Source organism: Sphingomonas sp. Marseille-Q8236 (assembly GCF_965112005.1).
In genome coordinates this window covers 687,610-714,122 of the sequence record NZ_CBCOPO010000001.1, presented here as the reverse complement: position 1 = coordinate 714,122, position 26,513 = coordinate 687,610, and the positions used below count along the sequence as shown (strand labels likewise).

19 protein-coding genes are annotated in these 26,513 nt (G+C 61.8%); 8 read left to right on the top strand and 11 right to left on the bottom strand.

Going from position 1 to position 26,513, the window contains the following annotated elements; translation table 11 throughout:
* Positions 1 to 100 precede the first annotated feature (100 nt).
* Positions 101 to 3,733, top strand: a complete 3,633-nt coding sequence (locus ACWPWT_RS03295) for an NACHT domain-containing protein (RefSeq protein WP_454278550.1) — start codon at positions 101 to 103, stop codon at positions 3,731 to 3,733.
* A gap of 334 nt (positions 3,734 to 4,067) precedes the next feature.
* Positions 4,068 to 5,090, top strand: a complete 1,023-nt coding sequence (locus tag ACWPWT_RS03290; protein WP_454278549.1) for a restriction endonuclease — start codon at positions 4,068 to 4,070, stop codon at positions 5,088 to 5,090.
* 107 nt (positions 5,091 to 5,197) lie between these two features.
* Here ACWPWT_RS03290 and ACWPWT_RS03285 read toward each other — a convergent pair whose 3' ends face one another.
* The 6 genes from ACWPWT_RS03285 to ACWPWT_RS03260 all read right to left on the bottom strand — a co-directional run bounded on the left by ACWPWT_RS03285 (position 5,198) and on the right by ACWPWT_RS03260 (position 10,936).
* Positions 5,198 to 6,160 (bottom strand): TerB family tellurite resistance protein, encoded by a 963-nt coding sequence (locus ACWPWT_RS03285; protein WP_454278548.1) that lies wholly within the window; start codon positions 6,158 to 6,160, stop codon positions 5,198 to 5,200.
* Positions 6,114 to 6,539: a hypothetical protein gene (locus ACWPWT_RS03280; RefSeq protein WP_454278547.1), complete on the bottom strand. Its 426-nt coding sequence runs from the start codon at positions 6,537 to 6,539 to the stop codon at positions 6,114 to 6,116. Before ACWPWT_RS03280 ends, ACWPWT_RS03285 begins: the two co-directional genes overlap by 47 nt.
* Positions 6,536 to 8,038 (bottom strand): DUF2779 domain-containing protein, encoded by a 1,503-nt coding sequence (locus ACWPWT_RS03275; protein WP_454278546.1) that lies wholly within the window; start codon positions 8,036 to 8,038, stop codon positions 6,536 to 6,538. The genes ACWPWT_RS03280 and ACWPWT_RS03275 overlap by 4 nt, the downstream gene beginning before the upstream one ends.
* Positions 8,035 to 9,150 carry a hypothetical protein gene (locus tag ACWPWT_RS03270; protein ID WP_454278545.1) on the bottom strand — a complete coding sequence of 372 codons (1,116 nt, stop codon included), beginning with the start codon at positions 9,148 to 9,150 and terminating at the stop codon, positions 8,035 to 8,037. The genes ACWPWT_RS03275 and ACWPWT_RS03270 overlap by 4 nt, the downstream gene beginning before the upstream one ends.
* Before the next feature lie 14 nt (positions 9,151 to 9,164).
* A complete protein-coding gene (locus tag ACWPWT_RS03265; RefSeq protein ID WP_454278544.1) occupies positions 9,165 to 9,854 on the bottom strand; it encodes a PGN_0703 family putative restriction endonuclease in 690 nt (229 codons plus the stop codon).
* Positions 9,855 to 9,916: 62 nt separating this feature from the next.
* Positions 9,917 to 10,936: a helix-turn-helix transcriptional regulator gene (locus ACWPWT_RS03260; RefSeq protein ID WP_454278543.1), complete on the bottom strand. Its 1,020-nt coding sequence runs from the start codon at positions 10,934 to 10,936 to the stop codon at positions 9,917 to 9,919.
* Positions 10,937 to 11,407: 471 nt separating this feature from the next.
* Here ACWPWT_RS03260 and ACWPWT_RS03255 point away from each other — a divergent pair, with 471 nt between their 5' ends.
* The 5 genes from ACWPWT_RS03255 to ACWPWT_RS03235 are packed head-to-tail and all read left to right on the top strand — an operon-like array spanning position 11,408 to position 20,871.
* Positions 11,408 to 13,729, top strand: a complete 2,322-nt coding sequence (locus tag ACWPWT_RS03255) for a sigma-70 family RNA polymerase sigma factor (protein ID WP_454278542.1) — start codon at positions 11,408 to 11,410, stop codon at positions 13,727 to 13,729.
* Positions 13,730 to 15,217 carry an ATP-binding protein gene (locus ACWPWT_RS03250; RefSeq protein WP_454278541.1) on the top strand — a complete coding sequence of 496 codons (1,488 nt, stop codon included), beginning with the start codon at positions 13,730 to 13,732 and terminating at the stop codon, positions 15,215 to 15,217.
* Positions 15,214 to 18,081 (top strand): Z1 domain-containing protein, encoded by a 2,868-nt coding sequence (locus ACWPWT_RS03245; protein WP_454278540.1) that lies wholly within the window; start codon positions 15,214 to 15,216, stop codon positions 18,079 to 18,081. Before ACWPWT_RS03250 ends, ACWPWT_RS03245 begins: the two co-directional genes overlap by 4 nt.
* On the top strand, positions 18,065 to 19,072 hold the full coding sequence (locus tag ACWPWT_RS03240) for a PD-(D/E)XK motif protein (RefSeq protein ID WP_454278539.1): 1,008 nt from the start codon (positions 18,065 to 18,067) through the stop codon (positions 19,070 to 19,072). Before ACWPWT_RS03245 ends, ACWPWT_RS03240 begins: the two co-directional genes overlap by 17 nt.
* Positions 19,069 to 20,871: an AIPR family protein gene (locus tag ACWPWT_RS03235; protein ID WP_454278538.1), complete on the top strand. Its 1,803-nt coding sequence runs from the start codon at positions 19,069 to 19,071 to the stop codon at positions 20,869 to 20,871. Before ACWPWT_RS03240 ends, ACWPWT_RS03235 begins: the two co-directional genes overlap by 4 nt.
* Positions 20,872 to 20,875: 4 nt before the next feature.
* On the opposite strand, the gene ACWPWT_RS03230 is transcribed toward ACWPWT_RS03235, so the two are convergent.
* Complete coding sequence (locus ACWPWT_RS03230) at positions 20,876 to 22,384, bottom strand: DNA cytosine methyltransferase (RefSeq protein WP_454278536.1); 1,509 nt, start codon at positions 22,382 to 22,384, stop codon at positions 20,876 to 20,878.
* 74 nt (positions 22,385 to 22,458) lie between these two features.
* On the opposite strand from ACWPWT_RS03230, the gene ACWPWT_RS03225 reads away from it, so the two are divergent.
* Positions 22,459 to 22,914: a very short patch repair endonuclease gene (locus ACWPWT_RS03225; protein WP_454278535.1), complete on the top strand. Its 456-nt coding sequence runs from the start codon at positions 22,459 to 22,461 to the stop codon at positions 22,912 to 22,914.
* 110 nt (positions 22,915 to 23,024) lie between these two features.
* On the opposite strand, the gene ACWPWT_RS03220 is transcribed toward ACWPWT_RS03225, so the two are convergent.
* The 4 genes from ACWPWT_RS03220 to ACWPWT_RS03205 all read right to left on the bottom strand — a co-directional run bounded on the left by ACWPWT_RS03220 (position 23,025) and on the right by ACWPWT_RS03205 (position 26,456).
* Entirely contained in the window at positions 23,025 to 24,200 is a 1,176-nt protein-coding gene (locus ACWPWT_RS03220; protein ID WP_454278534.1) for a hypothetical protein, read from the bottom strand.
* A 268-nt stretch (positions 24,201 to 24,468) separates the two neighbouring features.
* Positions 24,469 to 24,954, bottom strand: a complete 486-nt coding sequence (locus ACWPWT_RS03215) for a hypothetical protein (RefSeq protein WP_454278533.1) — start codon at positions 24,952 to 24,954, stop codon at positions 24,469 to 24,471.
* An 18-nt stretch (positions 24,955 to 24,972) separates the two neighbouring features.
* Entirely contained in the window at positions 24,973 to 25,953 is a 981-nt protein-coding gene (locus ACWPWT_RS03210; RefSeq protein ID WP_454278532.1) for a MobA/MobL family protein, read from the bottom strand.
* The gene (locus ACWPWT_RS03205; protein ID WP_454278530.1) at positions 25,905 to 26,456 is read right to left on the bottom strand and encodes a hypothetical protein; all 552 of its coding nucleotides are present in this window, start codon (positions 26,454 to 26,456) and stop codon (positions 25,905 to 25,907) included. The genes ACWPWT_RS03210 and ACWPWT_RS03205 overlap by 49 nt, the downstream gene beginning before the upstream one ends.
* Positions 26,457 to 26,513 lie beyond the last annotated feature (57 nt).

Genomic DNA, 26,513 nt, shown 5'->3' with positions numbered 1-26,513 from the left:
GATCCGCCCGATCGAAACATGCGACATCACGGAAATATTGCACGCTTGAAACCCCGTCTGGCAAGAGTTGGTTTCTACTCGAAACCAACCTAACCAGACGATGACCGACTTGACGCAAAACTCTCCCGCCGCCGACCCAAATGCCTTGCCCGACCGCAACGGTGGTGGGACCGGCAATGCCGGTGGCACCGAAGTTCACGCGATGGCCATGGTCTTGGCCGCCGTGAACATGATGCGCGGAACGAAAATCGGCTGGCTTGATGGGGTGGCCGAGGATGTGCCCGTCGCCATCACCGCCGAAACCGGTGGACCGGGCGACGATATCGGCCTCGACCTGATCAACGGCGAGAAGGTCGAGGTTCAGTCGAAGAAGAACCTGCAGCGGGGCAAGGACCTTTGGGAGGCGCTCGATGCCTTGGCGCTCGGCATCGAGAAGGGTGTGATCCAGTACGGCGTGCTAGCCGTGACGCCCGACAGCAGCGGATCGATCCGCAACAAGCTGGCCGCAGACATCGTGAAGATCGGTCAGGGGACGCACGATTCGCTCGACGACATTGGCGAAGAGCTGTTGCGGCGGCTGAAAGAGGCGAAGCGCGATCCGAAAACGTGCGCGAGAATCCGTATCCAGACGCTTGATCTGCTCCAAGGGCAGAATGCCGATCGCCGTATCGCCATCGAGGGGCTTCGCGCGATTTGCGCCCAACTCGATCAGGCGGAAGCCGCATACGCCTTCATCTGTCGCGATGCGATTGCCGCCATGCGCCTGCGTGGTCGATGGTCGATACCGACACTGGTCGGCTTCCTGCAGTCCTACGGTATCACGCTCCGCGAGAACGCGACGCCCGCCGGCATCGTCGCCAAGCTTGCGCGATGGTCGGAGGAAGCACAGGCGACCTTCACGCTGCCAGGAGCGCGCAATAGCCTGCCGATCCGCGACATGCTCCCGCCTCGCCTGAGAATCACGACGCGCGAGGCCCCTGAAGCGGTCGACGCGTCAGCGGCGCTCGAGCGATATCACTCCGGCGCGTCCTTTTCGATCGGTGACACACTCATCAATGGCGAGTGGGCCGGCCGCTTCCATCGCCTAAGTGTCGTTGTGGCTGGTCCCGGTCTCGGCAAGACCACGCTGGCGAGCAGGATCGCTTGGGAATATGCAGTGGACGGCATCCCAGCGCTCATCGTCCCGCTAAAGCGCCTCGCTGCCGCCATCGAAAACGGCCTGTCGATCGAGGCCGCCATTGAGCTTCACGGCCTCAGCGGTTCGGCCGTCGATGGTGCCGAGCTTCGCAACGCCAGATCGCGCATGGTGATCATTGCCGACGCTCTCGACGAGGCCGGGAAGCTCCACGACGAAATTGCCAATGGCCTTGTCGGTTATGCCGCCGGACATCCCGAGGCGACGATCATCGTTACGACTAGGCCAATCGGATATGAGACCGGGCGCCTTGCGGAGTGGCGCCATTACCGCCTCGAAGGCCCGGACGAGAAGATGGGCGGCGAAAATCTTGGCCGCCTCATCGCTGCCACCCGCGGCCGGCGCGTTGACGATCGTGACAGCCGCACCATCGCGGATCGCGAGCTTGCGAAAACGGCGGCCAAGGAAGCGATCGCGCGCAGCCCGTTGTTGCTGGGCATGTCGGCGACCCTCATTGCCCGCAACGAGAGGCTGCCGGCCACGCGCCCGGCAATGTACGAAGCGATGGTCGCGCTGTTCGAGGAACGCGACACCACAACGCCCGCCGAAGCGCTCAGCAGTGCAGAGGCCAAGCGGATACTCGACATCATCGGGTGGCACCTGACCGCCGACCCGTTGCTGACCTGGGATAAGCTCGCTGCGCGCGGTCAACAGCAACTCGCCAAGGACCTCGCTAAGCCACCGCTAGCCGTCGCCGCCCTGTTCGAACGAGGCTTTGAACATTGGGAGCGCGCCGGGATCGTCGAGCGGGTACACCATGCCGGCACCCGTTTGGTGACTTTCGTCCACAAGACATTCGGCGAGTTCGCGGCGGCCCGCTTCCTTATCGATATGACCGAAACCCGGCATGCCGAGATGGAGCGCATTGTCGACACCCCGGCACTGGGCGAAATCGTCGCCTTCGCTGGGGCACTGGGGCTGGGCAATGATCTGGCGCAGCTGTTCGTCGGTCGACGGACGGCGGGCGCGCCCGGGCAACTCGAACGCGCTCTCGCGCTAGCCGGCGACCGCGACGCCAAAGTCGATGACGAGAAGGTTCGCGAACTTGCCGTCATCGCTTTCGACATCGCCGCTTCCACCGCCGACGATCGCTTTGTGGTCGGCCTGAAACTTGCCGAACTCGGGGGGCGCCGCCGTCGGATTGTCGGTCCGGTCGCACAGGCCAAACTCGATGACCCGAATGCGGATGTGCGACTCGTCGCTTGGGCAACTGCTGTCGCTGCGGGCGCGGATTATTACGACACCGCTCGCCTCGACGAACAGCTTAGAGCGTTCGTACCGATGATCGTCGGCGCCGAACCGACGCGTCGCGCCGGCATTCGGCCCGCTCCTATGGGTGATGATGTCGAGCTCATCCAGCAAATCGCGTTGGCGGCGCTTCGAGCGAAGCCGGCCAATGAAAGGCAAGCCTTTGCCGACACCATATTGTCTGATCGTCCCTTCACGACCTGGGGATTCACCAGTTTGGTAAAGGCGATACTCGCTGAAGGTGGCGGCAATCTGTCCGAGATAATGTTCGGGCGGAAACGCGGCCAGGGGATTTCGCTGTTCGGGCCGAACGATGCTTGGGACCGAGCGGCCAATCGCGCGCTTCACAGTCTGGCCGTCGCGGCTGCCGATGGCGTAGGCGACGGTGCCGAGCCCCGACATGACGGGCGATTCCCGGAGTTCAGCGCGCTCGTTCAGCTGACCGGGATGATGGAGGCCGATGCCTCAGATGTCGGCAAGTGGGCGAAGCCATTCGATCAGGAGGCGGTGACCGAGGCCGTTCGCGGCCTGATCGCCGCATCGGCGATCGACGCGACACAATTGTCGGTCGAAGCCCGGCAGATTCGTGAGCGCCTCGACGCTAACCGCGAGGACCGTCTGCAAGACGCCCTTGGAAATCCCGATGTGCCCGAGGTGACTTGGGCATCCGTCGCCAATCTGCCTTTCGATCGGGCGAAGATCGAGACCGCTTTCCATCATGGCTCCGCCTGGATGCTTTCGATCGCTGCCAACCTGCTCGCCGTGCTGCCGATGACACGGATCGAGTGCGAAGGGCTTTTGCAGGAAGCTGTCAGCGTCGAGCTCTTCTACGCGTCGCAGGTCGTCGCGCATCACATGCCACCACTAGAATGGCGCGATCTGGTCCTCGAGCGGCTCAATGACGACATCTCCGATGGCCACCATCATTTGCTGGAGGCTCTCGCGACCGCATCGGTAGAGTTGCCCGACAATACGGACGAGGTCATCGAACGCGCCTTACAGGACGACGACCCACGTGTAGTCGAGGCGGCGGCGAAACTCGGCGTTCGCTGGATAGAGCGCGACGGTACGTTTGATGTCGATCTCGCGCTCGCGGCCTTCGACAAGAAGCTGTCCCGCGAAGGGCGGATAGCGGGAACGAGAATACATAGCGACTATCGCTCCGAACTGCTGAAGCTCATGCTGGCGGCGGACGCATGCGACGATATGGCGCTGGAGCCATTGCGCACCGACTCCGATACCAAGGTCCGCGCTATCGCCGAGGCCGAGTTCGTCCGACGCCAAGCGTAATCGACTTGACGAGGAGGGGCGATCGACCAGTGCGCTGATCGCACCTCTCGGGGGCTCGTTATTCGGTAGCGCCGCCGCCGAGCCGTTCTTCGTTATCGCGAAATGTCTGTTCAAACACGCGGAACCCTGCCGCCGGATCGGCAACTGCTCACCACCAGTGCAGCAATTCAACCGACCCCTTTGGGCGTTTGACGTATGAGGCTAAGCGTCTGGAATGGGGCGCGTTGCCGACCACAGAGCCGACCGGCGCGAACAGCGGCTAACGAACCAAAATCGGGCGTAGCCAACACGTTACGTCAACCATAAGAACAGCATATAACAAGCTAGTTTCGAGGTGGCGGCGGTGGCAATTAAACGGACGGTCGCAGCACAGATCGGCGGTGTTGCAGGACCCCGCATGAAGCCACCGAGATTCAAGATGCCGATGATTACGGTGCGCCCGATCCATTTCGAGGATTTCGATGGCCACGAGTTCGAACGCTTGGTGTTCGCCTATCTCGTGAGAGCGGGGTGGCGTGACGTCGAATGGTACGGGCAGACCGGCAGCGATCTCGGCCGCGATATAATCGGCATTGAGCCATTTGATGGCGAGCCCGATCGCCGCACCGTAGTACAATGCGTGAATCGCGCCACGCTGACGATTACGAAGGCGAAGCACGACATGAAGAACGCGGCCGGCCCCGAGAAGGGGAGGCTCGACGCGTTCCTTTTTGTTTGCCGCAGCACCGTCTCCTCGCAACTCCGCGACAAGGTGAAAGGTGCTGCTAAGGCGCTGGGCACTGAACATTGCACCATCTGGTCGGGCGCGGAGTTTGAGGAGCATCTTCGGCTGCGCGCCGAATTTCTGTTGAAGCGGATGGTTGAGGGTGTTCCGTTTCCCGATGCCGGCGAAGGGCTACGTAAGTTCGCTAACCAGTTCGCCGACCTGACCGATGAGGAGGCGCTTTCACTTCTCGGCTTGCCATTCGACAGGCCTGCTTTCTGGACACCGTTCGCCGAAGAATGTCGGCTACCCGACTTTCGGGAGGCAATCGAAAACACGATCGGTGCGCTCAATACGGGTATCTGGAAGTCGCGCGACGGCGTGGAAATCCGACGATTGCCGTCGATTCTGCATATTCAGAATCCGAAGGCGCAGAAGGAGCTCACCGGAATTGTCCGTGACCTCGACGATCTGCGGCGACTCTTCAACCGGCGACTGAAGGATGGCTCGATCGTGCCGTGTCAGTGCAGCGATCCGACCTGCGACGTTTTCCAGTTCTATAACGGCGCGGACCGCGAGCTCGACGACGCACGTCATGCGATCCTAGACAGGGCGCGGCGCACGATTCCGGGGTTCGGCGTGAACATTCGATAAAAAGTTCGCAAATCGTCGCCCACCCACTACTCTAACAAGCCGCTGGCGCGAGCCAAGGCGCGGCTGATCACTGTTCGGCCTCAAGTCACGCCTGGAGTTAGGCTTCCTCACGCGTCGCCGCCGCCCGCCGTGCCTTGCTTCCCGCTGAGCGGGTTGAGATTTCTCATTTTGTCCGGCAGGGTCTGCGCGACCGCTGCGACCGCATCCGTAGTCGCCGACCATGCACGGCTCGCACCGTCCCCAAGTCTCGCGATCACTCCAAGCTCTGACTCCGCCATAACGCCGGCGATGGCGTCGATAGCAAAGTCTTCGCGTTCGTCGATGCGTCCATCGGCCATCGCAATGTCCTTCAAGAATGCGGTCAGCGTTCCGGACATTGCGGTCGCGTTGCAGTCAGGGTTGGCGGCCATAAACTTCGCCAGTTCGCCTGCGAGTTCCTTGATCGTCGCCTTGGCGATGTTTGCCTGAAACACGAACAGTGCCTGTTCGACGTAATCTCGATCCATGCCCCAATCGGCAACGAAGTGATCGACGATAGTCTCGACCTCGCGATCGTCGATGTCACCGTCGATGGCGGCCACTCGGATCGCCAGCCCGCCCATCAGGTCCAGCAGGGCAGCGCCGAGGACGTCGATCGGCGTGTTGATGAACTTCGGTATCGTGTCGACCCGTGATCCGGCATAGCGGCCGAACAGGCGCGTGACGCCGTAATAGGCACCCGCCGACGTCACCGCCGCCGCCACGACCCATCCGACCGGCGTCGCCGCGGTGCCAAGGCCGAGCAGTGCCATGAAGCCGGTCGGCGCGAAGAACGTGCTGGCGACGATCTTCGACGAGGCCACCGCCGCGCCGGTCCCGCCCCAACTGCTGATATCCCACACCTTCAGGACGTTGTTCTTGAGGCGCAGCGAGGTGTACGCGTCCTCACCAATGCCGAGACGCAGCTTGAAGTGTACCGGATCCGCCACCACGCGGTCGATGGTGGCGAAGCCCGCCTTCAGCGTCAGGTCGGATGCATCACCTTCACGCATGATGCGTCGCGGATGCGAAATGGCGTTCCAGCGCGCCAACCCGTGCTCGTAGCGGGGCGTCCTTGAGATCTGCGATCGCGCCGGCAGCCAGACCGAATGCCAGCAATAGCGGCGAAAGAAGCGGGCCGAGCACAAGGCCCAGCAGCGGGATCGACGCGATCAGCGTGGAGACCACCAAAGCGACGATCACGCCGAAGGCGCTGTTCGGAAAGCGTTCGACCAGATCGAAGATGAAGGCGAGGATACGTCGGCCGACGTCGATGACACGACCACCGACCTCTATCGCCATCTCGAGCAGATCGTTCAGCAGCGCCTTTGCATCCGCCGACACCGACAGGCGGTCGATACGGTCGCGAAGCGCGCGCTTCGGCGGCATCGATTCCAGCACCAGCGAATTGGCATCGTCGTCCATCGTCATATCTCCCCTCCGCATACATCATCATGAAGTTGCAGCCGTCGCGCCAGCACGATCATCGCCTCGGTATCGCGACCGCAATAGGCGCGCAGTGCGGCGTCCAGCGCCAGCCGGCGTTCGGCCGTGCAGTCCGCAGCGATCGCCTCGGCATAGGCTTCCTGCGCGCTGCCGCCGTCCTTCACTTCGAGCGTGGCGTAATCCAATTCGGCGGCGATCGTCGGCAGCACGGCCTTGATCGACCAGCTGCCACGCTGGTCGCGGTGATACCAGTTGGCGCGGGTCACTGGCAGCAGGTCGACGACGCGCGCCGCCATCGCGGACAGCGCGTCGGCAAGGTCCGGGAACGCGGCGGCCAGTTCGAGGATGCGCCCCTTTTCGAAGCTGGCGTTGTAGCCGATGACCGCGCCGGTCGGCGGCACCATTTCGACCAGCGCCTCGGCGCACGCGCGGCGCGGATCACCCCCATCAAGGCTGAGGAATTCGCGGTGCATGATGACGCCGTCCGCGGTCTCGACATGGGCAGAGAACTGGAACGGCACTTGGCTGTACGGTCGCGTGCCGATCCAGCGCGGCACTGCAAAGCCGATCGTCTCGAAATCTAGCCAGGTGCGCGGGAACGCCCAGCCGGCCATCGCTGCGCGGGCGCCCTCGACATCGTGATACACCTCGCCTGATACGGTTGCGCGATGTACGCGAGCGTGGACGGCGTTGGTCAGCGCGGCGGGATCGACGGCCAGCAGATCGACGACACCCTGCTCGATCCAACGCTTGCCGCCGCCGTGCGGCAGCACTGTCACCGGCCATTCCGGTCCGGCGGGCAGCGCCGCATGGCAATAGCCGGCGAACTCGCACGGAAACGGTGCATCGCAGTGCGCGCCGGGCGCGTTATCCGGTTCAGTACCGGCCAGCGTCGCCCGCGCGGCCGCCACGGTTTCGCCTCGACTGGCGATGATCGGCTCGGCCTGCGCCATCAGATCGGTGTCGGCGAACAGGCCATCGTAATCGCCGTCGCGTTCGAGGGCGAAGCTGCTGTCGATATGGCGGATCGCGGCGCTGCTGATCGGCACGCCGGCGTTGCGCGCGACCCACAGCTGGGTCGCGAGGTCGCCGACGTGATAGTCCTTGGCCTTGGTCGAACTCTTGACCTCGGCCATATGCCAGCCGCCCGCGTCGTCCGGCTCCAGCACGTCGATCCGGACAAGGACGCCATCGTGTTGCAACGTCGCCTCGAAGATCGGCCGGTCATACCCGTTTTCGAGCAGCGCTTGGGTGGCGGCTAGCGCGGCCGCGAGGTCCGGCTCCGCCTCGACCATCACGCCTTCCGGCAGCAACCCGCACGCGATCGCCCCGACCTCGTGCCCGGTGGCGAAGCGCGCTTCGGCACCGTCGTCCTGTTCGGCCAGCTCCCGGCGATGCACCGACAACCACAGCCGCTTGGGACACTGCTCGAACATCGTGATCTTCGACTTGGACAGGCCGAAGCGGCGCGGGCGATCGGTCATCTAGCGACCTCCGCCTGGCTCAGCAGTCGCCTCAGGTAATCGGACAGCGCGCCGACGATCGCCGGGTCGTTGAGCTTGCGCACGTCGAAGCCAGGAAAGCCGTTCAGTGTCTTCGTGCTGAGTGTTCCGACGATAGCCGCGAGATCGTCATAGAGACGCTGGCGAACCGTTTCGTCTGCGAATGCCGGGCGGTAGATCAAGTGGCCCAAGTAGAGCTGAACCGACCCCTTGCGCTCGCTGGATAGCCGGAAAGGATACAGCGGTCCTCCGGACGTATCGAAGACTGACAGGATCGAGCCCTGCGATGAGGTCACCTCCGCGCGTCCGCCGAGCTGATCGACCATGGCGACGAAGGCGTCGGCGGCGGCAACGGCATCATTGCCGCACGGACCGAGCTTCGCCTCGATCCACGCCTCGCGCGCAATCGGCGGCAGCGTTCCGCGGGCCGCCTTCTCGGTCTGCGCACGCTCGGTTTCACCGATGATCCGTGGCGTCAGTGCGGTCACACCGCCCTCGCTCTCGAACCACGACAGCTCGACCGCCCGCACGTCGGCCTTCATCTGCTCGTTGAGAAACTCGACGATCCGAGCCAGTTCGCGGGGGATGGTATCGGCGACGAAGACCATCTTGATCCGGCCCGCAGAGAAATTGGCGTCGACCTGCTGCCAGAACTCCTCCGGCTCGGTCGTGCCGGCAAGGAAGGTCGCCAGCTCGGCATCGGCGTCGCGCCCCTGCTCGTTCATCGCTGCGGCGAAGCTCTCGGCGATCCGGCCGCCCTGCCAGTAGGCGGTGCCGTTCGCGGCGTAGTCGAGCATCTGGCCGATCACCTCACGCCGCAGCCGCGTGTCGACCGCGCGCTTCAGTTCGACCAGCACCGGCACACCGCTGCGCGTTACGAACAGGTGATCGAGCGACCAGCGCCCACCGCCGTCCTCGCGATCGGCGATCGGCTGCTCACGGCGGATCAGCAGCAATGCACCATCCTGATCGGCGATCAGCTCGGGATGCGCGGCAACCAGCTTCTGCATGAAGTCCTCGCGGCGGGGCTCCGATGGCCGCATCGCGGTGAGTGTACCGGCGGCATCGACGGTGTAGATGGTGGTACGGGACAAGGACGATCTCCGGATCAGGGTTGAAAGCGCTCCGCGAGCGCATCGGCATGCTCGCGGGCATCATCGGTCCAGCCGACGAGCCATTCGCGCCAGGAACAGGCGGCGAAGCGGACTTCGGCATCCGCCACCGACGCGCCGAATTCGGCTATCTCGGCACGATGGCGCTCGATTGCGGAGATCGGAATCGACGAGACGCCGCGGTGAGTAGGTTCCGCGTAGAGATACAGCAGCACCGGCGCCTTGCCGAGGCGGCGTCCTTCGGAGACCAGTCCGAACGCGTGCTTCACCAGCTGCGCGGCATCCAGATGGTGATAAGCGCCATCCCCTGCGCGCAAGCGGTCACGCATCGCAGTGAACGGCGTCATCTGGTCGCCCCATACGTCGCGATCATAGGCATCGGAGAGGTTGACCGTCTTGGCGTCGCGGAACGGTTCGAACCGCTTTGATTCGATGCCGATGACATGGCTGCTGGTCTCGACCGCCGCGTCGAGCCAAGGGTGGCGTCCGCCGCGCCACGGGAACCGCATCTGCCGCTCGACATCGACGCGCACGGCGGGCCAGCCGAGATCGGCAAGGCCCGGGAATGGCGGCAGGTCCTCGGGGCGTTCGATGAACCAGCCGAACGCATTGACGGCCAGCGCCGCGCTGCTCTCCGGGCTGTCCAGCTTGCCGCTTTCGATCTCGTTGCCGCCCGCCTTCGCCAAGGCGGCGCGAACAAGTTTATCCGGCACGCCGGACAGGAAAGTCGGGAAGCGAATCGTCATGCCTATCCTGTCACGACGTCCTGCGACAGGATCGGTCGCATGTCATTTGACGGAAGCATGGTCAGCGTCGCCGCGATGCGTTCACGCATGACCGCGACGAGCATATCTGGTTCTTCGATCACGATTTCTCCGCCCCAGGTGAACAGATGCTCGGCGAGTTCGCGCATGCCGCCGGTGGCGAACCGGACGCGAAGGCTGCCATCGGAAAGGTCTTCGATCTGCTGCCGGGCATGAAACCGCCAGTGCCGCGCGCGGGGAGCGGACGATGCCGGCACGCGCAACACGACCTCCTGCTTATCGTCGCGCCACACCCCGAAACTGTCGGCGAGCCAGACATCAAGATTCCAGTCGTCCGGCGCGCAGCCGGCCGTATCGCTCACCATCACTGCGGTCATGCGGTCGAGCCGGAAATAGACCGGCTGGTCAACGCGGCCGGGCATCTTGCCGAGCAGGTAGGTCAGCGGTCCGTGAACCAGTCCGTAGGGAATCACGCGCCGCCAGCGCGGCTCCGGCCGTTCGTCGGTCGCATAGTGGAACTCGACACAACGACCGCAGAGGATGGCGCTCTGTATAGTTGTGACGGTTTCCGGCGCGACGACGGCAATTGGCCCGGCCGTCACCATCGTTCGCTGGAGCCGGGCGAGAGCATCGAGGTCCGGATCGATCCGCCGCTTCTCCCGGTCGTCGAGCGCGCCCTTCACCTTGGCAAGCAGGCTCGCCAGTTGCTCCGCGCGGGCGTTCTGCCCCGCAAATATGCGCCCATCCACCTCTGCCTGAAGGGCGGCGACCTCGGCGGCGGTGGGCCGGGTGTAGACGCGGCGCAGGCTGTCGCGAATCAGGAAGCGCTTGCGGCGGTCGTCGGCGATTTCGTCCAGATCGAAGTGCCGGGCAATGACGTTCCTCATCCGCTCCGCCGTGCGCCGATTGACATCGAGCCGCTCTGCCATTTCGTCGAGCGTCAGTCCCTCGATTGTTTCGGATAGCGCATGGACAAGTGCGAGCAGCCGGTCCAGCTTGGCCATTCTTTCAGTCATGCGCCCCTCTGCGTCCGCTTCTGTCGCATGTTCATTCCAGCTGACTCAGGTGACAAGAACCAAATCGAATATTTCGCCAGAATGTCGAGGCTTGACGAGCTTCGGATCGCGCGGAAGCATCGCGTCTTGGCACAGCTACGCCGCTAGATTTTTTGGGGACTGGATGTTCACGACAGGATTCATCGTTCGATCACAAGGCCGCCCGTTGTGTGCTGGCCGCCGCACGGATCGATCGGCGACTTGGGTGGGGCACGCCTTGGACGAAACCCTGTTGGCGAATGACCGCGTGAAAATGGTGGAATCGAAGCCGCTGTTCGATGCTGGGGTTTCGGCACCAAGCCGGCTGAGCGGCTTGGCGGCGGGCCACCTCCCTGACACGGTACGCATGTCGCAAGCAGTGCGTCACCTGCACTTGGCCGACCGAAGGTGGTGAGGTCCGTGTCGTTTGGTGTCGCATCGATGACCGAAGAGGAGCGGGCCTATCGCGCATCTTGCGACCCTGCCCACTTGGTCGAAGTGGACGCAGGGGGACGATCGCACCTCCACCTCGCTGCGATGTCCGGCAAGGCAGCCGTGTGCCGGATCTACATCGCTGCCGGCTGTGACCCTTCGACACGGGACAATTCAGGTCGGACCGCTGCGGACCTTGCCAAGGCTGCGGGATATGCTGCCCTTGCCCGTTCGCTGGATGCGCTACCTCCCCGCCGTGAAGCGGCTGGCATCGTCAAGCCGACGTCGACTCGCCCGGAACTGCTGGACGCCGCCGAACAGCGCGGGCTCGTATCCGGTGATGAGCGTGTCATTTCCTCGATCATCGCGAATGGCCGGCTGGGCTGTCGCAACCCTAAAGGCGATACCCCGCTTCATTTGGCCGCTGCGGGCGGCCATCTGACCGCGTGCAACGCGCTCTTCGAAGCGGGCGCCGATCCCGAAGCCCGGAACGACGCGAAGCAGACCCCCGCGGCGATGGCGGCAGAAGCCGGTCATCTTGACCTCGCCCGACTTCTTGCCGGCCCGGAACCGGAACCGGCAGCGCCAAGCCCCTCTCTCTCGGTTCTCACCAAGCTGCAACCGGAGGTGGAAGCGGCGCAGCCGCTCACAGACGCTGGTGTCGACCTGATCGATTTTGACGGGATCGAGGAGCCAGCAGAATATTTCGCGCGGCAGCCGAACGAAATGGCGTCGGCCATTTTCACCGCCATCTCCCCCCGGTGCGGAATGCGCACCGGGGGATTGGAAGAGAATGAAGAATGGGAACTGCCAGCAAGTCTCGCTACGGTAAACGTAGCAGGTCTGTCGCGATCTGAGGGCAGCCGATCCCTTGGCCTCGACGACGATGCGGATTTCTCGCATTCTTCTGCGCGCCGTCGATCGCGACAACCCCGGAAGCTCAGAAATACAAGCTTCGCACTATCCGAGGATGTTGCACAGACTTGGGTGGCCGAAGCCCTTGCCATGGGCACCGTGACTGATCAGGCAATCCGGGATTTGGTAGGCGCATGCCGGGGGAACCCGCATCGGAAAGATATCGAGGGCAACTTGCGCAAGGTGCTCACGGCTGCGGGTATACCCGTGATTCGAGATGCCCAAGATTTTCGGCTCCTTCCCGACGTTGCCCTCGACCTGATCGATGCGACCGTACTGAGTGAGGCAATCATTGCCGCCTGCACCCGTCATACCGTTGTTCCTGGCAGCGCCGCCTTCACTCTCGACCGGGCTAGCGAAGAGATAATTCTTCGCGAAATTGCAAACGCCCGTCGGGATTTGCTGGACGGCATTCTCGACACTCACGGTGTATTGGGCGAGGTCGTCAGGCGCGGCGAGCTTGTCTTGGCAGGCGAGCTTGCACCCGACGACTTCACGGACCTGGGTATCGATGTCGACGCCGACTCAGATGTGGAAGAGTTTCGAGGAAATATTGAAATCCTGCACAATGCGGTCGAGCAGGGTATCGAAAACGGAGGTCGATTCCGGCGAAATGCGATTCAAGCGCTTGAGGACCTGGAAATTCGCCAAGATTGTTTGGTCGAACTTGCGGCCAGCCAAGGCGACACAGCTGGCGAGACGATACGCGGGCTGATGAGCGTCTGCGACCGCGCGACCGAAAAGCTCGTCCTTTCGCATCTTTCATTCATGCGTCGAGAAACAGCCAAGATTGTCAAGGACGATGAGGATGCGGAAGAGCTTTTCCAAGAAGCATATTTCGGTCTTCGGCGGGCGTCGGAACGCTTCGATCCCGAACGCGGAGTTCGCTTCTATTTGTACGCCCTGCTCTGGATCAGGCAGCGGATAAGTCGTTGGAGGGCGGACCAAGGGTCCATGATTCGTGTCCCCGTGCATCGCATGCAACTTTACGACAAGATCAAGGCACATATCGAGGAATTCGAGTATACACATGCACGCTCGCCAACAGAGTTTGAGCTGGCTGAAGCTGCCGGTATCGAGGTCACGACGATTAGGATGCTCCAATTTGCTCTTTCGGACCCAGTTGCACTTCATCGTGCTCTTACTGTGATTCCATCTCAGTCCGAAGGGCCAGACGAAACCGTCGCGAGAAGCCAACTTTCCAGTTTCATCAAACGTGAGCTGAACCAATTGTCGGAACGCCAAGAAGCGATAATCCGAATGCGCTTCGGCATCGGTCGAGAAAGCGACATGACACTTGAGGAGGTCGGCAAGGTTTTCGGCGTCACACGTGAGCGAATTCGGCAGATTGAATCGAAGGTTCTTCAGAAATTTTCACATCCAAGCCGGCAACGCGCCCTGCGCGAGCTTCTCTGAATGGCGCCCACGAGAAATGTCCCGCCGGCTGCCGGCGCTATGCTCGAGTCACTTCGCGGGCTCGGTTACACTACGGCAACCGCAATTGCCGATCTGGTAGACAATTCCGTCAGTGCGGACGCCGGTCAGGTGGACGTGCTGTTCGAATGGAACGGTTCGGACAGCTGGATCAGGATCGGTGACAACGGCCGTGGAATGAGCGACGCGGAACTCGAAGCCGCAATGCGGCTGGGCGCGCGTGATCCGCGGGCACAACGGCGTGCCGATGATCTCGGCAGATTTGGCATGGGCCTGAAGACGGCAAGTTTCTCGCAAGGGCGAATACTGACCGTTGCGACCACCAAGGCCGATCACGAGCGAAGCTGCCTTCGCTGGGATCTGGATCAGCTCGGCGGCGCAGAAGGAAGCTGGCTGCTGCATGAGGGGGCGCGGTCCGGTTCGGAAAGTCGCATTGCCGCCGGACTGACCGGCGAGACGGGCACAGTTGTTTTATGGGAAAACCTCGATCGAGTCGTGACGGACGGCTTCACCGCGCAGGACATGATTGATCTGATCGAACAGGTCGAAAGTCATCTTGCGATGACGTTTCACCGGCTGATTGATGATGGGTTGAAACTCCGGATCAATGGTCGGCCCGTACAAAGCTGGGATCCGTTTCTTACAGGCCATCCGGGGAAGGCCATGGAAAGCGTGGAGTACCGCCTGCAGAACGCAGCAGGTGTTATGGCGCAGTGCCACGTCCTTCCGCACAGGGATTTGCTGAAGCCTGCCGAATACGAGGCGGCAGCCGGCCCGGTTGGCTGGCCCGCCCAGGAAGGGTTCTACATTTACAGGAACCGTCGCCTGCTTCTCGCCGGCGGATGGCTGGGACTGGGCGACCGCGGACGACGCTGGACACGCGACGAGGCTCACCGCCTTGCGCGTATACGCCTGGATATCCCGAACACGGCCGACGCCGAATGGAAGATCAATATACTGAAGTCGACGGCCAGCGTGCCGGTCCGCCTGCGAACGCAGCTTACGCGGCTAGCATCGGAAACCCGGGATGTCGCCAAACGGGTCTTTGCGCATCGCGGCCGGCTGACCACCGGACGGGCAGAGGCCAGTGGCGGCATCCCCGACGTATGGGCTGTGCATCATTCTACGAAGGGCAATTCGTACCACATATCCAAGCAGCATGATCTGGTCGCCTCGATCCTAGACCGCGCGGGACCGCTGAGGTCCGACATAATATCCCTGCTCAGTCTGATTGCCGAGACCGTGCCGGTGCAGAAAATTTGGCTCGATACCGCCGAGCAGACCAACGTGTCCCGGGGTGGCTTTGCAGCGGCACCCGACGAAATCGAGACGACACTGAACAGTCTGTTCGAAGCTCTGGTCGAATTTAGAGGACTTAGCCCAGATGAAGCGCGGCTGCGGCTTTCTCGCACGCCACCGTTCGACCAGCATCCCGATATTGTCCAAAGAATTGGCGGAAACAGCGAATGACGACAACAGATCAGCGGGCCTTCGACTCGATCTTGAGCATGGCACAGAATCTCCTTCGACGCACATCTGCCAAGACGGGCGACGCAATCACGCCCGAGATGATCGATTCCGAGCTCAACAAGCTCGAGGCGATCATGGAAGACGACTTCGAGTTGGTGGAGCGTGACCGGCTCGTAGACGAACTGATCCGTCGTTACAGCCACACGATCGGCCGTAACGCGACCCTTTCCGACGACACCGATCACGTTCCCTGGCTCACAGCGGAACGGAAAAAGGACTGGCTCTACTGGCGCCGATATTCGGAATACATGGAAGCAAAGATTCCGCTTGTCGCGCTCGATGCGCTGGATGAGGCCACCGACGAAGTTCTGGGGCACCTCGAAGATCCGAGACGCACCGGCACATGGGACCGGCGTGGACTGGTGGTAGGTCACGTCCAGTCTGGCAAGACCGGAAACTACACGGGGCTCATCTGCAAAGCGGCCGATGCAGGATACAAGATAATAATCGTCCTTGCTGGGCTTCACAACAATCTGAGGGCGCAGACGCAAATTCGTCTTGATGAAGGTTTCCTCGGATTTGCCACCCTTGCGAATGCTGACGATCTCCCACCCGTTGGTGTGGGTCTTATTGATGCAGACCATTCGATCCGGCCGAACTATGCAACCAACCGCACGGAGAACGGTGATTTCAACAAGCAGGCTGCCGCCAAGCTTGGGGTTACTCCTGAGCAGAGACCGTGGTTGTTTGTTATCAAGAAGAACAAGACGGTCCTCGAACGGCTGCTCGGCTGGATTCGAAACCGGGTTGCGGACTACACGGATCCGGTGACAGGGCGGAGGCTGGTAACCAATCTGCCGATACTGGTGATCGACGATGAGTCGGATCACGGGTCGGTCGATACCGGCGAGGATGTGCTTGACGAGAATGGCAAGCCGGATCTTGAACACCAGCCTACCACCATCAATCGGCTGATCCGGTCCGTCCTGCATCATTTCGCCCGGTCGGCATATGTCGGCTACACCGCCACCCCGTTCGCGAATATCTTCATCCACGATAAGGGTGCCACGGAAGAGCATGGCCCTGATCTTTTCCCGTCGGCGTTCATCACGAACCTTGCTGCCCCGTCGAACTATATCGGCCCGGGAAGGGTCTTCGGCTCCGCGTCGTCGACTGCGGCAGACCTGCCGCTGACGAGAGCGCTTACCGATGCCGAATACAGTTCGTGGATGCCGCAACGGCACAAGAACGGTTACCGCCCAAGGTGGGACGGGCAGGCCAAGTTGCCGGATTCGCTGGAGGAGGCGGTGCGCTCGTTCATGTATGCCTGCGCCGTCAGGAAGCTCAGGGGACAGGGAAGCCGTCACGCCTCGATGTTGGTTCACGTGACACGTTTCACGTCCGTCCAAGCAGAAGTGGTGTTGCAGGTCGCCGAGTATGTCAGGCAGTTGAAGGGGCGTTACCAGCGCGGCATCGACCTGACTGATACCGAGGCCCTGATGCGGGAGGAGTACGAGAGCCGCTTCCGGCCGGGCATGGCCCGTATCCGGGCGGATCTAGTTGAGGACGAGAAGCTCAAGGATTTCGACTGGTCACAGGTTCGGGACGTGCTTCCCGACGTCATCGCCGATATCAAGGTCAGGGAGATAAACGGCACAGCCAAGGATGCCCTCGACTATGCAGAAAATGAACAGACGGGCCTTAAGGTCATAGCCATCGGTGGCGACAAGCTTGCGCGCGGCCTGACCCTGGAAGGCTTGTGCACAAGCTACTTCCTGCGCAGCGCGCGGATGTACGATACGCTCATGCAGATGGGTCGCTGGTTCGGCTACAGGGACGGCTATCTCGACGTCTGCAGGCTGTATACCACGACCGAACTTGTGGAGTGGTTCGGCCACATCGCCGATGCCGCCGAAGAGCTGAGGCAAGAGTTCGACAACATGGTGGCCGCCGGGGGCACACCCAAGGACTTCGGGCTTCGCGTCAGGTCGCATTCCGTCTTGACGATAACGTCCCGGGCGAAAATGCGAAACGCGCGGCCCGTATCCTTCACCTACTCCGGCGACCTGCTTCAGACGATCGTGTTTCCCAACAGGGCAGACGAGATCGCGGCCAATTTTGCCGCGACCGAACGGTTTGTCGCGAGGCTCGGACCTGCCCTCGACCTCGCCGACCAGCATTACGTGCCGGAGGGCCAGAGATGGGCAGGCCACATGTGGCGGGAGGTTCCCTCGCAGCAGGTTACGACTTTCCTGCGGGAATACCGGACACATCCTGCAAGCTTCCGGATCATGAGCCCGCTGATTGCCGATTTCATCGATGAGATGAACAAGGACGACGAGCTCACGAAATGGACCGTGGCACTGGTGTCGAAGGACAATCCCGGCCCGGAGGACAAGCGCCTGATCGCCGGCCTCGAAACAGCCATGCTCACCCGCAAGAAAACCGTGGACCATGAGGATCGCTACTCCATCAAGACGCTGATCTCGCCTCGCGACCAAGCGATCGATCTGACGAAGGCGCAATGGGAGGCCGCGCTTGAGCTGAGTCGCGAAACTTGGCGCCGCGATGCGGAACGGAACGACGGGCGGGAAGCGCCGGCTGAACCGAGGGGGCCTGCAATCCGGAAAACGCTCGGCGAGGGAAATCCTGCAACTGGCGTGTCCGCACAGCCCGAGCGTGGACTGCTTCTCCTGTACCTGCTGAATCCGGCCGATAGCGGTGTTGACGCGATCAGGGATGCCGATCCGGTGGTTGCCTTTGCTGTCAGCTTCCCTGGCAGCAGTTCGACACGAAGGGTGAGCAATGCCGCCTATATGGGCAACAGCGTGATGTGGGAGGCGCTCAATGCCTGGGTGGACTGAGGATGGGCTGATCCGATCTTGGCGTGCCCTCGCCGAGCCGCAAGGCGACGAGGAGTGGCGTCTGGTGAGCCTGACCACCATCGGTCTGGTCACGGTGCAAGCGGGTCGTCACTTTCCCGACAGCAGGGAAGCGCTGGTCGTAGCCTTTCCGTCCGGTTGGTTTGGAAGATCGACCAGCCTTCCGGATGGTCGTGGCTTCGAAGCGGCAATGATTGGGGGGCATGCCGCCTTCATGGGCAAGGACGTGGTCGCGCTTATCCGGCGCGTCGAAGGCGCGTTCGACATATTCGCCATCATGGCGGTCGACCTGCTGCGATTTCTGGATGACCGGAAGATGCAGGACGGCCGGGCGCTCGTCGCGGCATTCCTGCAGCGTGTACGGGAGTGGCAGGCCTTCATGTCCCGCGGCTCCAGACCGCTTTCGCAGGAAGCACAGGCCGGCCTCTACGGCGAAATCGCCACCTTGCGCCTTCTTGCCGATGTAATGCCCGGCAGCCTTCCTTTCGATTCATGGAAGGGACCGATGCACTCGGCGCAGGATTTCCATCTTGGATCAGGCGCCCTTGAGGTGAAGACAACTTCGACCAATGACTCATTCAAGGCGCGGATCAACAGCATCGAGCAGCTCGATTCCGAAAGGCAACCGATGTTCGTCGGCGCGGTCCGTCTGACTGACGACCCGGCCGGCATCAGCTTGTCGTCGCTCGTCGCTGTCATGCGTGACCTTGCCGACGATCGAGGCCGGCGGAGGGCGTTCGACGCAATGCTGGTCCTCGCCGGATATTACGACGAACACGCTTCGCTGTACGAACGCCCTTTCAACGTTAGCGAATTCAGATGCTTCGCAGTTGACCAGGAATTTCCCGCGCTTCGTCGGGCAGCCCTGCCAGCTCAGATCACTGGCGCAGCATATACACTAGACCTGAGTTCCGTGCCGCAGGCGGGTATGGAACTTCCGGAAGCCCTGTCCGCGCTGGGAATCGTTGAATGAGCATCGAAGAATTCCATCGTAACCTGCGTGCCGAGTTGCAGGCTGTCGTTGCTGAGAGACTCAGTAGCGATGAAGGCAGCTTCCCGTCCGAGGAACTCATTTACGCTGAACTTGCGATGGATCAGATCGCAAATGCCAATATCTGCGAGTCGCCGACCGTCTGCCACTGGACCGGCACAATCGGAAACGCACGATTGCGGATCACAGGATACGCACAATCTGCGGACGAAACCTGCCTCGACTTGTTCGTCACCCGTTACTTTGGCACCGACGAGATCGAGACGCTCCGTGACGCGGAAGCGGCGTCCACTGCGAAGGAGGGTATCAAGTTTCTGTTCGAAGCCGCCAGCGGTCGGCTCGGCACAAGGATTGAAGCAAGTGGCGAGATCTACGAGCTAGTCCTTTTCATAAGAGAGCAATGGTCGAGCCTCCAGCAACTGCGTATCTTCGTAGTGACCGATGGTCTGACAAAGTCGAAGCGGTTCGCACCGAAGGAGGTTCAGGGGAAGATCGTTGCGATCGAGGCTATGGATATCGAACGGCTGTATCGGCACACGTCCGGCAAGCCGCGCGAGGAAGTTTCGATAAGTTTCGAGCAGACAATTGGGCGACCACTCCCGTGCATTCATGTGCCGGACCCGGACGCCGATTACGAGTATGCACTAACCGCGATCCCCGGCGAAGTGATCCGCGAACTATACCTTCGCTATGGACCGCGATTGCTGGAGGCGAATGTTCGTACGTTTCTTGGCTATCGAAGCAGGGTCAACCAAGGAATCGCGGACACGCTTCTGCGGGAACCCGAACATTTCATGGCGTTCAACAACGGACTCGTCATGGTCTGTGACAGCGCGCAGCTGAGCAGATGCGAGGACGGCGGTCTCGGTTTCTCGTTGATGAGCGGCCTTCAGATCGTAAACGGCGGACAGACCACGTCGTCGATCTTCTTTGCCTCGCGCGACCGCAAGGAAATCGACCTCAGCCATGTGATGGTTCCGGCAAAGATCATCATCCTCAAGGGTGAGGACGATGATGCGCGCGAGCGACTGATCGGTAACATTTCACGGTTCGCGAACAGCCAGAACGCAGTCAAGACATCGGACCTCTCCGCCAACAGGCCGTTCCATGTTCAGTTAGAGAAGCTGTCGGAGGAGGTCTGGTGTGCCGATGGAGCAAGCCGCTGGTTCTACGAAAGAGCAGCAGGAGCCTATCAGGTGCGGCTGCTCCGCGAGCGCACGGACGCCAAGCGGCGGGAATTCCAACGTATGGTTCCGACGCGGCACAAGCTCTCGAAGAACGACATTGCGAAGTTTCACGAAGCGTGGAGGGGCCGGCCAGCGCAGGTCGCCCTTGCCGGAGAGAAGAACTTCGCGGCGTTCATGTCGGCGCTTGACGAAAATCCCGAGCTTGTACCCAACCCGCTCACTCCCGATTGGTATCGTGCAATGATCGCGAAGGTGATCATTTTTAGGGCGATCGAGAGCGCAATCAAGAAAAAGGAGGCCAAGGAGATTTTCCGCCAAGGCTGGGTCAACATCACGACGTATACGGTTGCTGCCTTGTCGGAAAGGCTTGCCGGTCAGATAGACTTCGATCTGGTGTGGCAGCAGCAGACCGTATCCGCTCAATTCATGCGCCTCCTTTGGGACTGGGCAAGGGTCGTGAACACGACCTTTGAAAAGATTGCCCCCGGCCGACAATTTTCGGAAGTAGCCAAACGGGCTGACACATGGAAAGCGATCAAGGCTGCCAGCTTCCCCGAACCACCAAAAGGCATTCCGGAGTTGGCCGAGCGTTGACCTGTTAGATGCTGCCGTCGATCAGATCGTGCACGACCTGTGCTATCTGTCGTGCGAGCAACGCCGGAACGGCATTGCCGACCTGTCTGTATTGTTCGGTCCTCGGTCCACAGAAGAAATAGTTGTCGGGAAAAGTCTGGAGACGGGCAGCCTCTCTCACTGTCAGTGATCTGCACTGCGTCGGGTCAGGATGAACGAAATAATGCCCGTCCTTCGCGATATGGCTTGTTACCGTGGTCGATGGCCCCCTTGCCAGTTGAACACGGAACCTGTCGGCAAACGCGCCGGTCTGCCGGTTAGCGTGATGTGGCTGAAGGTAGTCCGGGAACTCGACAAGGCTTGGCGATCGCTCGTTGATCTGGCCAAAACCCGCTGCAAATAGATAGCGTCCGATATCTGCTGGAATATGTCCTCGCGTTTCGTGATCGAGAAGCACGTCCAGTTTCGGATCCTCGAGCCAGAGCGCAAGAGGGGCGGAACAGATCGGTGAAGCCTGCCGGCTGGTAGCGCGGGTGAGCGACTGTGCTGGACAGGAATTCGCCACATTACGAAATTCGGCCCGAAGTTCTGGAGAGAGAGCAGAGTCGTTTGCCAACTGCTGAGCCCAATTGCCAACAGTTTGTACCCATGCCGTCCCGGTGTCATTCCGGCTGAGACCGCTTCGCAGTTTCGGCATGTTGCCTATTGTCGATATCACCGAGTTATCAGCCGAGGGTCGCGTTCGGACGAGCAGGGGGCCTGTGAAACGGCGACCCCGGGCGACGTCGGATCGCAGGCCTACGATGATTACTCTGTGCCTTGCCTGGGGAACGCCGTGTTCCTCGGCCCGCAGGACAAATTCCCGCGGATGGCGGTCGCCCAGAAGGTCGCCTTCCGCTGTGAGCGGAAGCAGCACATAGCCGTCGCCGGCGCCGCGCAGATCGTCGAACACCCTGTCCGCTATTGCCCCGCCGGACACCCGACTCGACAGCATCCCCTTGACGTTCTCCATGACGAATACGGCCGGCCTGAGGCGATCGAGTATCGAGACATATTCACGGTAAAGGAAATGCCGGTTGTCGCTCTCCGCGACATAAGCCCTGTTCCCCGCGTTGCGGGACCTGCCCGCCAATGAATATGCCTGGCAGGGCGGTCCGCCGATGAGGATCGTGCGCCCAGCGCATCTCTCCCGCGCTTTGTCGAGTGTAGTGGAAAGGCTCTCGAATACACCTGGCAAGCCTAGTTCAAGTTGCTGCGCTTCCTCGAGCGCATGCTTCCAGTTCGCCGGATGAAGATTGCCCCAGTCCGGCAAAGGACGCATGTCATTCAATGCGTCGTAATAAGAGGAAGGAAAACCGCCTTCGAAGCTGCGCAGAAAGGCACGCAGCCGAAGAGTCCGGATCGCGTACGGATCCTTCTCGACCGAGAGCCTTATCGTCATCGGATTGGCCGTTTGACGCCCGGCCGTAGCGAATCCCTCACCGAGCCCGCCGGGACCGGCAAACAGGTCTATAATTTCAATTGCGCCGCTCACATGGCCTCCCTGAGAAAGTTTCCTATATGTTTTCCGGTGGCCCTGACCAGGCCGAAACCGCTGGAGCCTGCCGATTGGCCGACATAGTTTCACCGGAAACCCGGTCCCGGATGATGTCGGGCATCCGGGGACGGAATACGCGGCCCGAACTCGTCCTGAGATCCGCATTGCATGCGCGCGGGTTCAGGTTCCGCCTTCACGTCCGGGACCTTCCCGGAAAACCCGATCTGGTGTTTCCGAAACATCGTGCCGTCATTCAGGTGCACGGATGTTTTTGGCATCGTCATGGCTGCAAGAAGACAACCAACCCGTCGACGAATTCCGAGTTTTGGGCGTTGAAGTTTCGCCAAAACGTTGAGCGCGATGTAAAGACCGAGGCCGAGCTTGTGGAACTGGGCTGGCGCTTCGGATTGGTCTGGGAATGCGCGTTGAGTAAAGATACGGAGATTACGACAGTAGATCGGGTGGAGCAGTTTTTGCTCTCCTCGTCGATCGGACGATTCGAATGGCCGTTATGTTTGCCGGAATGAACAGCATCGCGGACTATTGTCCTGTCACCGCCTATTGATATTTTGTCGGTCCGTATTTTCGAAAGGATTTAATAGTCTGAACGAAGCTAACTGCGTTGACCAAGCGGACATCAATCTCCGACCAAGCGCGGTAGCAACAGACGACTGTCGTCCGAAAATACGAGCCTGATCCCTTCTTCATCTGCAACCGCTGCCACGGGCCGATCAACCGCGAAAACCATGGTAGGTGTCGGGAACATCAACCAGACGGCGCTAGTCATGGTGGCGAAGGTCGCGACAATATCCGACAGATCCGCGCCGTTGGCCCGCAGGAACTCGTAGAAGGCGAGACGCGGATGATCAGCGACGAGGCCCATATGGTCAAAGCCCTGCTGGACACCGCTTGCGATGATCATATCGAGCATGGCCCGATGTGCATCATACCCCAGCGCCGCGCTGGCCAGCCGCCATACCGCATCCCGTACAGCGGTGCCGCGGCCCTTGTCCCATAACGAATGCCCGTAACTGGCGGCGCTGCCGTTCAGCCTTACGGTGGTTTCCTGATCGAAGTTGAAGAGCGGTCGATCTCGCAGATCACGTGCGAGATTGCCGTAGCCGATCTTCGCTGCAGATCGCGCGTCTAGGGCAGCGCTGGGGCTTGCGAACCAGGTTACCGGCGGAGGACTGGACCAAGGGCGGCAGGCCTTCATGTGCCCAGCAATCGCCGCACCGGCAGTGGCGCGATCGGTAGGATGCGTCGCGAGAACGTCTGCTGCGATGGCTGCGGCGCGGGGCAAGAAATGCTCCAAGGCGCTGGCGGGAATGCTCAGCGGCTGGACGGGGACGGGCAAGTCCCATTCGTCAGTGTCCCAGATCGTATCATCGAATGGGGCATCCGCGTGGCTGCCGAACGATTCGCCGTCACCCCAGCGATCGCCCATCTCGAGCACGCCAGGCGCGCTGATGCGAATGCGAACCCCTTCAAGGCTGCAACCCCAACGGCCAAAGCCGAAAACCCCACCGTCGCCATCAACATCAGGATCGCCGATGAGAGGGCGAAAGCGCGCAGAGCCGAGGGGAACGCTGTCCTGCGTGCCATCGAAAGCGCTTGGCCTGAGGTAAACGCGCCGGCTCCCACGCGCATCCATATCAGCCAGGAATGCAAGGATTGCTTCGCGGTTGGCGTAATCGTTGCGGGCGGGAACGCCCCGCAGTTCCTCGGGACGATCAGTGGGTGGCCCGAACCATTCGACAGCGGCCTGAAGTGCGGCATGCCCGCGCAACGTTCGCGAACGGGAGCGTGTCACGTCGCCCCCGGTTCACGCGCTTCAGTCATGCATTCTGGCGTTGAAAGGCGACATCGCTTGCCGCAATCAGTTTTGTTCACGCCAGCCGCGACGACGATCGGCAATAGGAACTGAACATCCTTCTGGTGCATGTTAACGGGTGCTAATTCTGCGCTCGGCATCTGGCAATATAGCGCATGACGCGATGGCGAATGACAGATTTTGATCGTCGCCTTTGTGGTGACACCATCAGATTCGTTGCCGGGCCAAGGGCGTGACTCATGCGCAATTACATCATCCGCTGCCGCTCAATCTCGTGCAGCGGCAAACGTAAAGCCGCCTGCTTCAGGCGTGCCTGCGCCCGCTTGATGCCAGCGGCGCGATCGCCTGGGTCGCCGGCAAGCGGGATGAGCGCGTGCCCGTCGAAGCTGAAACACACGTTGGCATCGTCCGTCAGCAGGTAAAGCGGACTGTCATGGGTGCCCGCCCAGAAGCTGCAGCCGGTCCAGAGCTTCGCCTCATTGTCGCGCATCTCCTCGACGAACACCTCCACCGGCCCCTTCCACTCCCGGCCGGGAATGAACCCGAGGCCGACCACATCGAACCTCGAGTCCGGACTTGGCAGGGTGACACGCGCTCCCACCGATGCAGGATCGGCTGCGAACGAGCAGCGCCGCGGGTTCGGTTTCAGCGGGGTCGAGAACATCCGCGCCATCAACATGCCGGCCGCGATGGCGAACTTCTGACCGATCTGGTCATCGATATTCCTTTTCATCGTCATCCTTTTCATTCGTCAGGCCGCAGGCATCGCCGCACGAGTTTTGCTCTTATCCGGTGACACCGTGCATTCGGTCTTGAGGCTGCGTGCCAGCCACCGGAATGTTGCCGCGTCCGTCATGGCCCGGTCGTCGACCATGAAAGGCGCGGAAGTCCGACCCTTCACCTTCGCCAGTCCGCACGTAGCGCGCCATGCGCCTTCCAGCCGAACCTGGCTGCCTGCATAGCCCGCCCAGGTCGGCATGCGCTGACCATGCCGGGCTCCCGACCGGAAACGCCGCGCGGGCACGATCATGTGGACATGGGGCGCAATGGCCCAGCCGCCTTCCGGGGCAGCAAGCGCGTGTACCGCATAGGCCACCGGGGCACCCAGGCGGACGAGGTTTCGTTCGGCGAACGTGGTCGCCAGCCATTCCCACCAGCGTTCATCGAGTCCCGCCGGCAACTCGGCCAGGATGTGCCACGCGGACACCTCGGTCGGATCGCCGGTGGCGGCCGTGGCCGCGTCGACCCGATCCCAGATTGCGTAATCCTTGGCCGCCCATCGCGGTGCGCTGCCGGGCAGCAGCAGCCCGGAGGATCGCAGGTCGTAGGTCCGCTCGCCGAACCAGCGCGGCATCGCGCCGAACCGGTCGCGCCCCACTCCATCGCGCCAGATATACTGCACGTTCGCCCGCGCCGTGCGGTAGGCGGGCTTGCGCCCGACCAGCCGCCATTCGGCGCTGACCGGCCGGATGGTGAAGTCGATCCGGCGGTCCGGGTGACCAAGTCCCTGCTCGTCCATCTCGGCGTCGGCATCGTCGTCGCGGAACAGGGTGCGGCGGGCATGTGCCACGTCGGCCTTGGTAATGAACATCGTCGCAATCTCCGTAAGAACGCCGACGCCGCCCGGGTCAGGGGCGGCGTCGGCGATGATCATCATGATGGCGGGCGGCGCCCGCAGGCTCGTCAGGACAGGCGAACCGGTGCGTCGACAGGCGCGTCGGACGCGGTCCATTCGCCACCCATCGGCATGAAGCGGTTGCCGTCGAGAAGTTCGGCATCCCGGCCATCGGCGGCATCGCGGATACGGGCGGCCGCCAGCCGTGCGCCCCGGGCGAAGTGATGCGGCACCCCATGGCCACGCTGCAGCAGGCCGCGGTCGCCGACCCAGACCGTCATCTTCTCCCTGGTCGACACCAGGGCAAGCGGCCCCTCCTCCAGCATGTAGGCGGTGCAGCCGCTCAGCACGTCGACGGACAGCACGTTGCGCAGCACGACGGTGTAGCTTGACGGCCTTTTGGCGTTCGTGTTTGCCCAGTGCGCGCAGATCATGTCGCGCTCGGCCTCCTGGGCGACACGGGCCAGTTCCATCCCGCGCTCGATGCCACCTGGGCCGGTCGCGCAGAACAGGATGCTTTCGTTCACCGGCCTGAACGTCGGCACGCCCGCGAGCGCGCGCAGGGCGAGCATCCAGTTCTGGTGCCGGACCTGCATCGGCAGGGTCTTGGTCGTCGTCATCTCATCACTCCATTCTGGTGACGGCCTGTGGCCGGAGCATTTTTCCCGTTTCCCACG

Excerpts from the sequence above, each read along its gene's own strand:
- ACWPWT_RS03295 (WP_454278550.1), top strand. The coding sequence starts at position 101 with ATGACCGACTTGACGCAAAACTCTCCCGCCGCCGACCCAAATGCCTTG.
- ACWPWT_RS03280 (WP_454278547.1), bottom strand. The coding sequence starts at position 6,539 with ATGACGATGGACGACGATGCCAATTCGCTGGTGCTGGAATCGATGCCG.
- ACWPWT_RS03275 (WP_454278546.1), bottom strand. The coding sequence starts at position 8,038 with ATGACCGATCGCCCGCGCCGCTTCGGCCTGTCCAAGTCGAAGATCACG.
- ACWPWT_RS03260 (WP_454278543.1), bottom strand. The coding sequence starts at position 10,936 with ATGGCCAAGCTGGACCGGCTGCTCGCACTTGTCCATGCGCTATCCGAA.
- ACWPWT_RS03255 (WP_454278542.1), top strand. The coding sequence starts at position 11,408 with ATGACCGAAGAGGAGCGGGCCTATCGCGCATCTTGCGACCCTGCCCAC.
- ACWPWT_RS03250 (WP_454278541.1), top strand. The coding sequence starts at position 13,730 with ATGGCGCCCACGAGAAATGTCCCGCCGGCTGCCGGCGCTATGCTCGAG.
- ACWPWT_RS03245 (WP_454278540.1), top strand. The coding sequence starts at position 15,214 with ATGACGACAACAGATCAGCGGGCCTTCGACTCGATCTTGAGCATGGCA.
- ACWPWT_RS03240 (WP_454278539.1), top strand. The coding sequence starts at position 18,065 with ATGCCTGGGTGGACTGAGGATGGGCTGATCCGATCTTGGCGTGCCCTC.
- ACWPWT_RS03235 (WP_454278538.1), top strand. The coding sequence starts at position 19,069 with ATGAGCATCGAAGAATTCCATCGTAACCTGCGTGCCGAGTTGCAGGCT.
- ACWPWT_RS03215 (WP_454278533.1), bottom strand. The coding sequence starts at position 24,954 with ATGAAAAGGAATATCGATGACCAGATCGGTCAGAAGTTCGCCATCGCG.
- ACWPWT_RS03210 (WP_454278532.1), bottom strand. The coding sequence starts at position 25,953 with ATGGACCGCGTCCGACGCGCCTGTCGACGCACCGGTTCGCCTGTCCTG.
- ACWPWT_RS03205 (WP_454278530.1), bottom strand. The coding sequence starts at position 26,456 with ATGACGACGACCAAGACCCTGCCGATGCAGGTCCGGCACCAGAACTGG.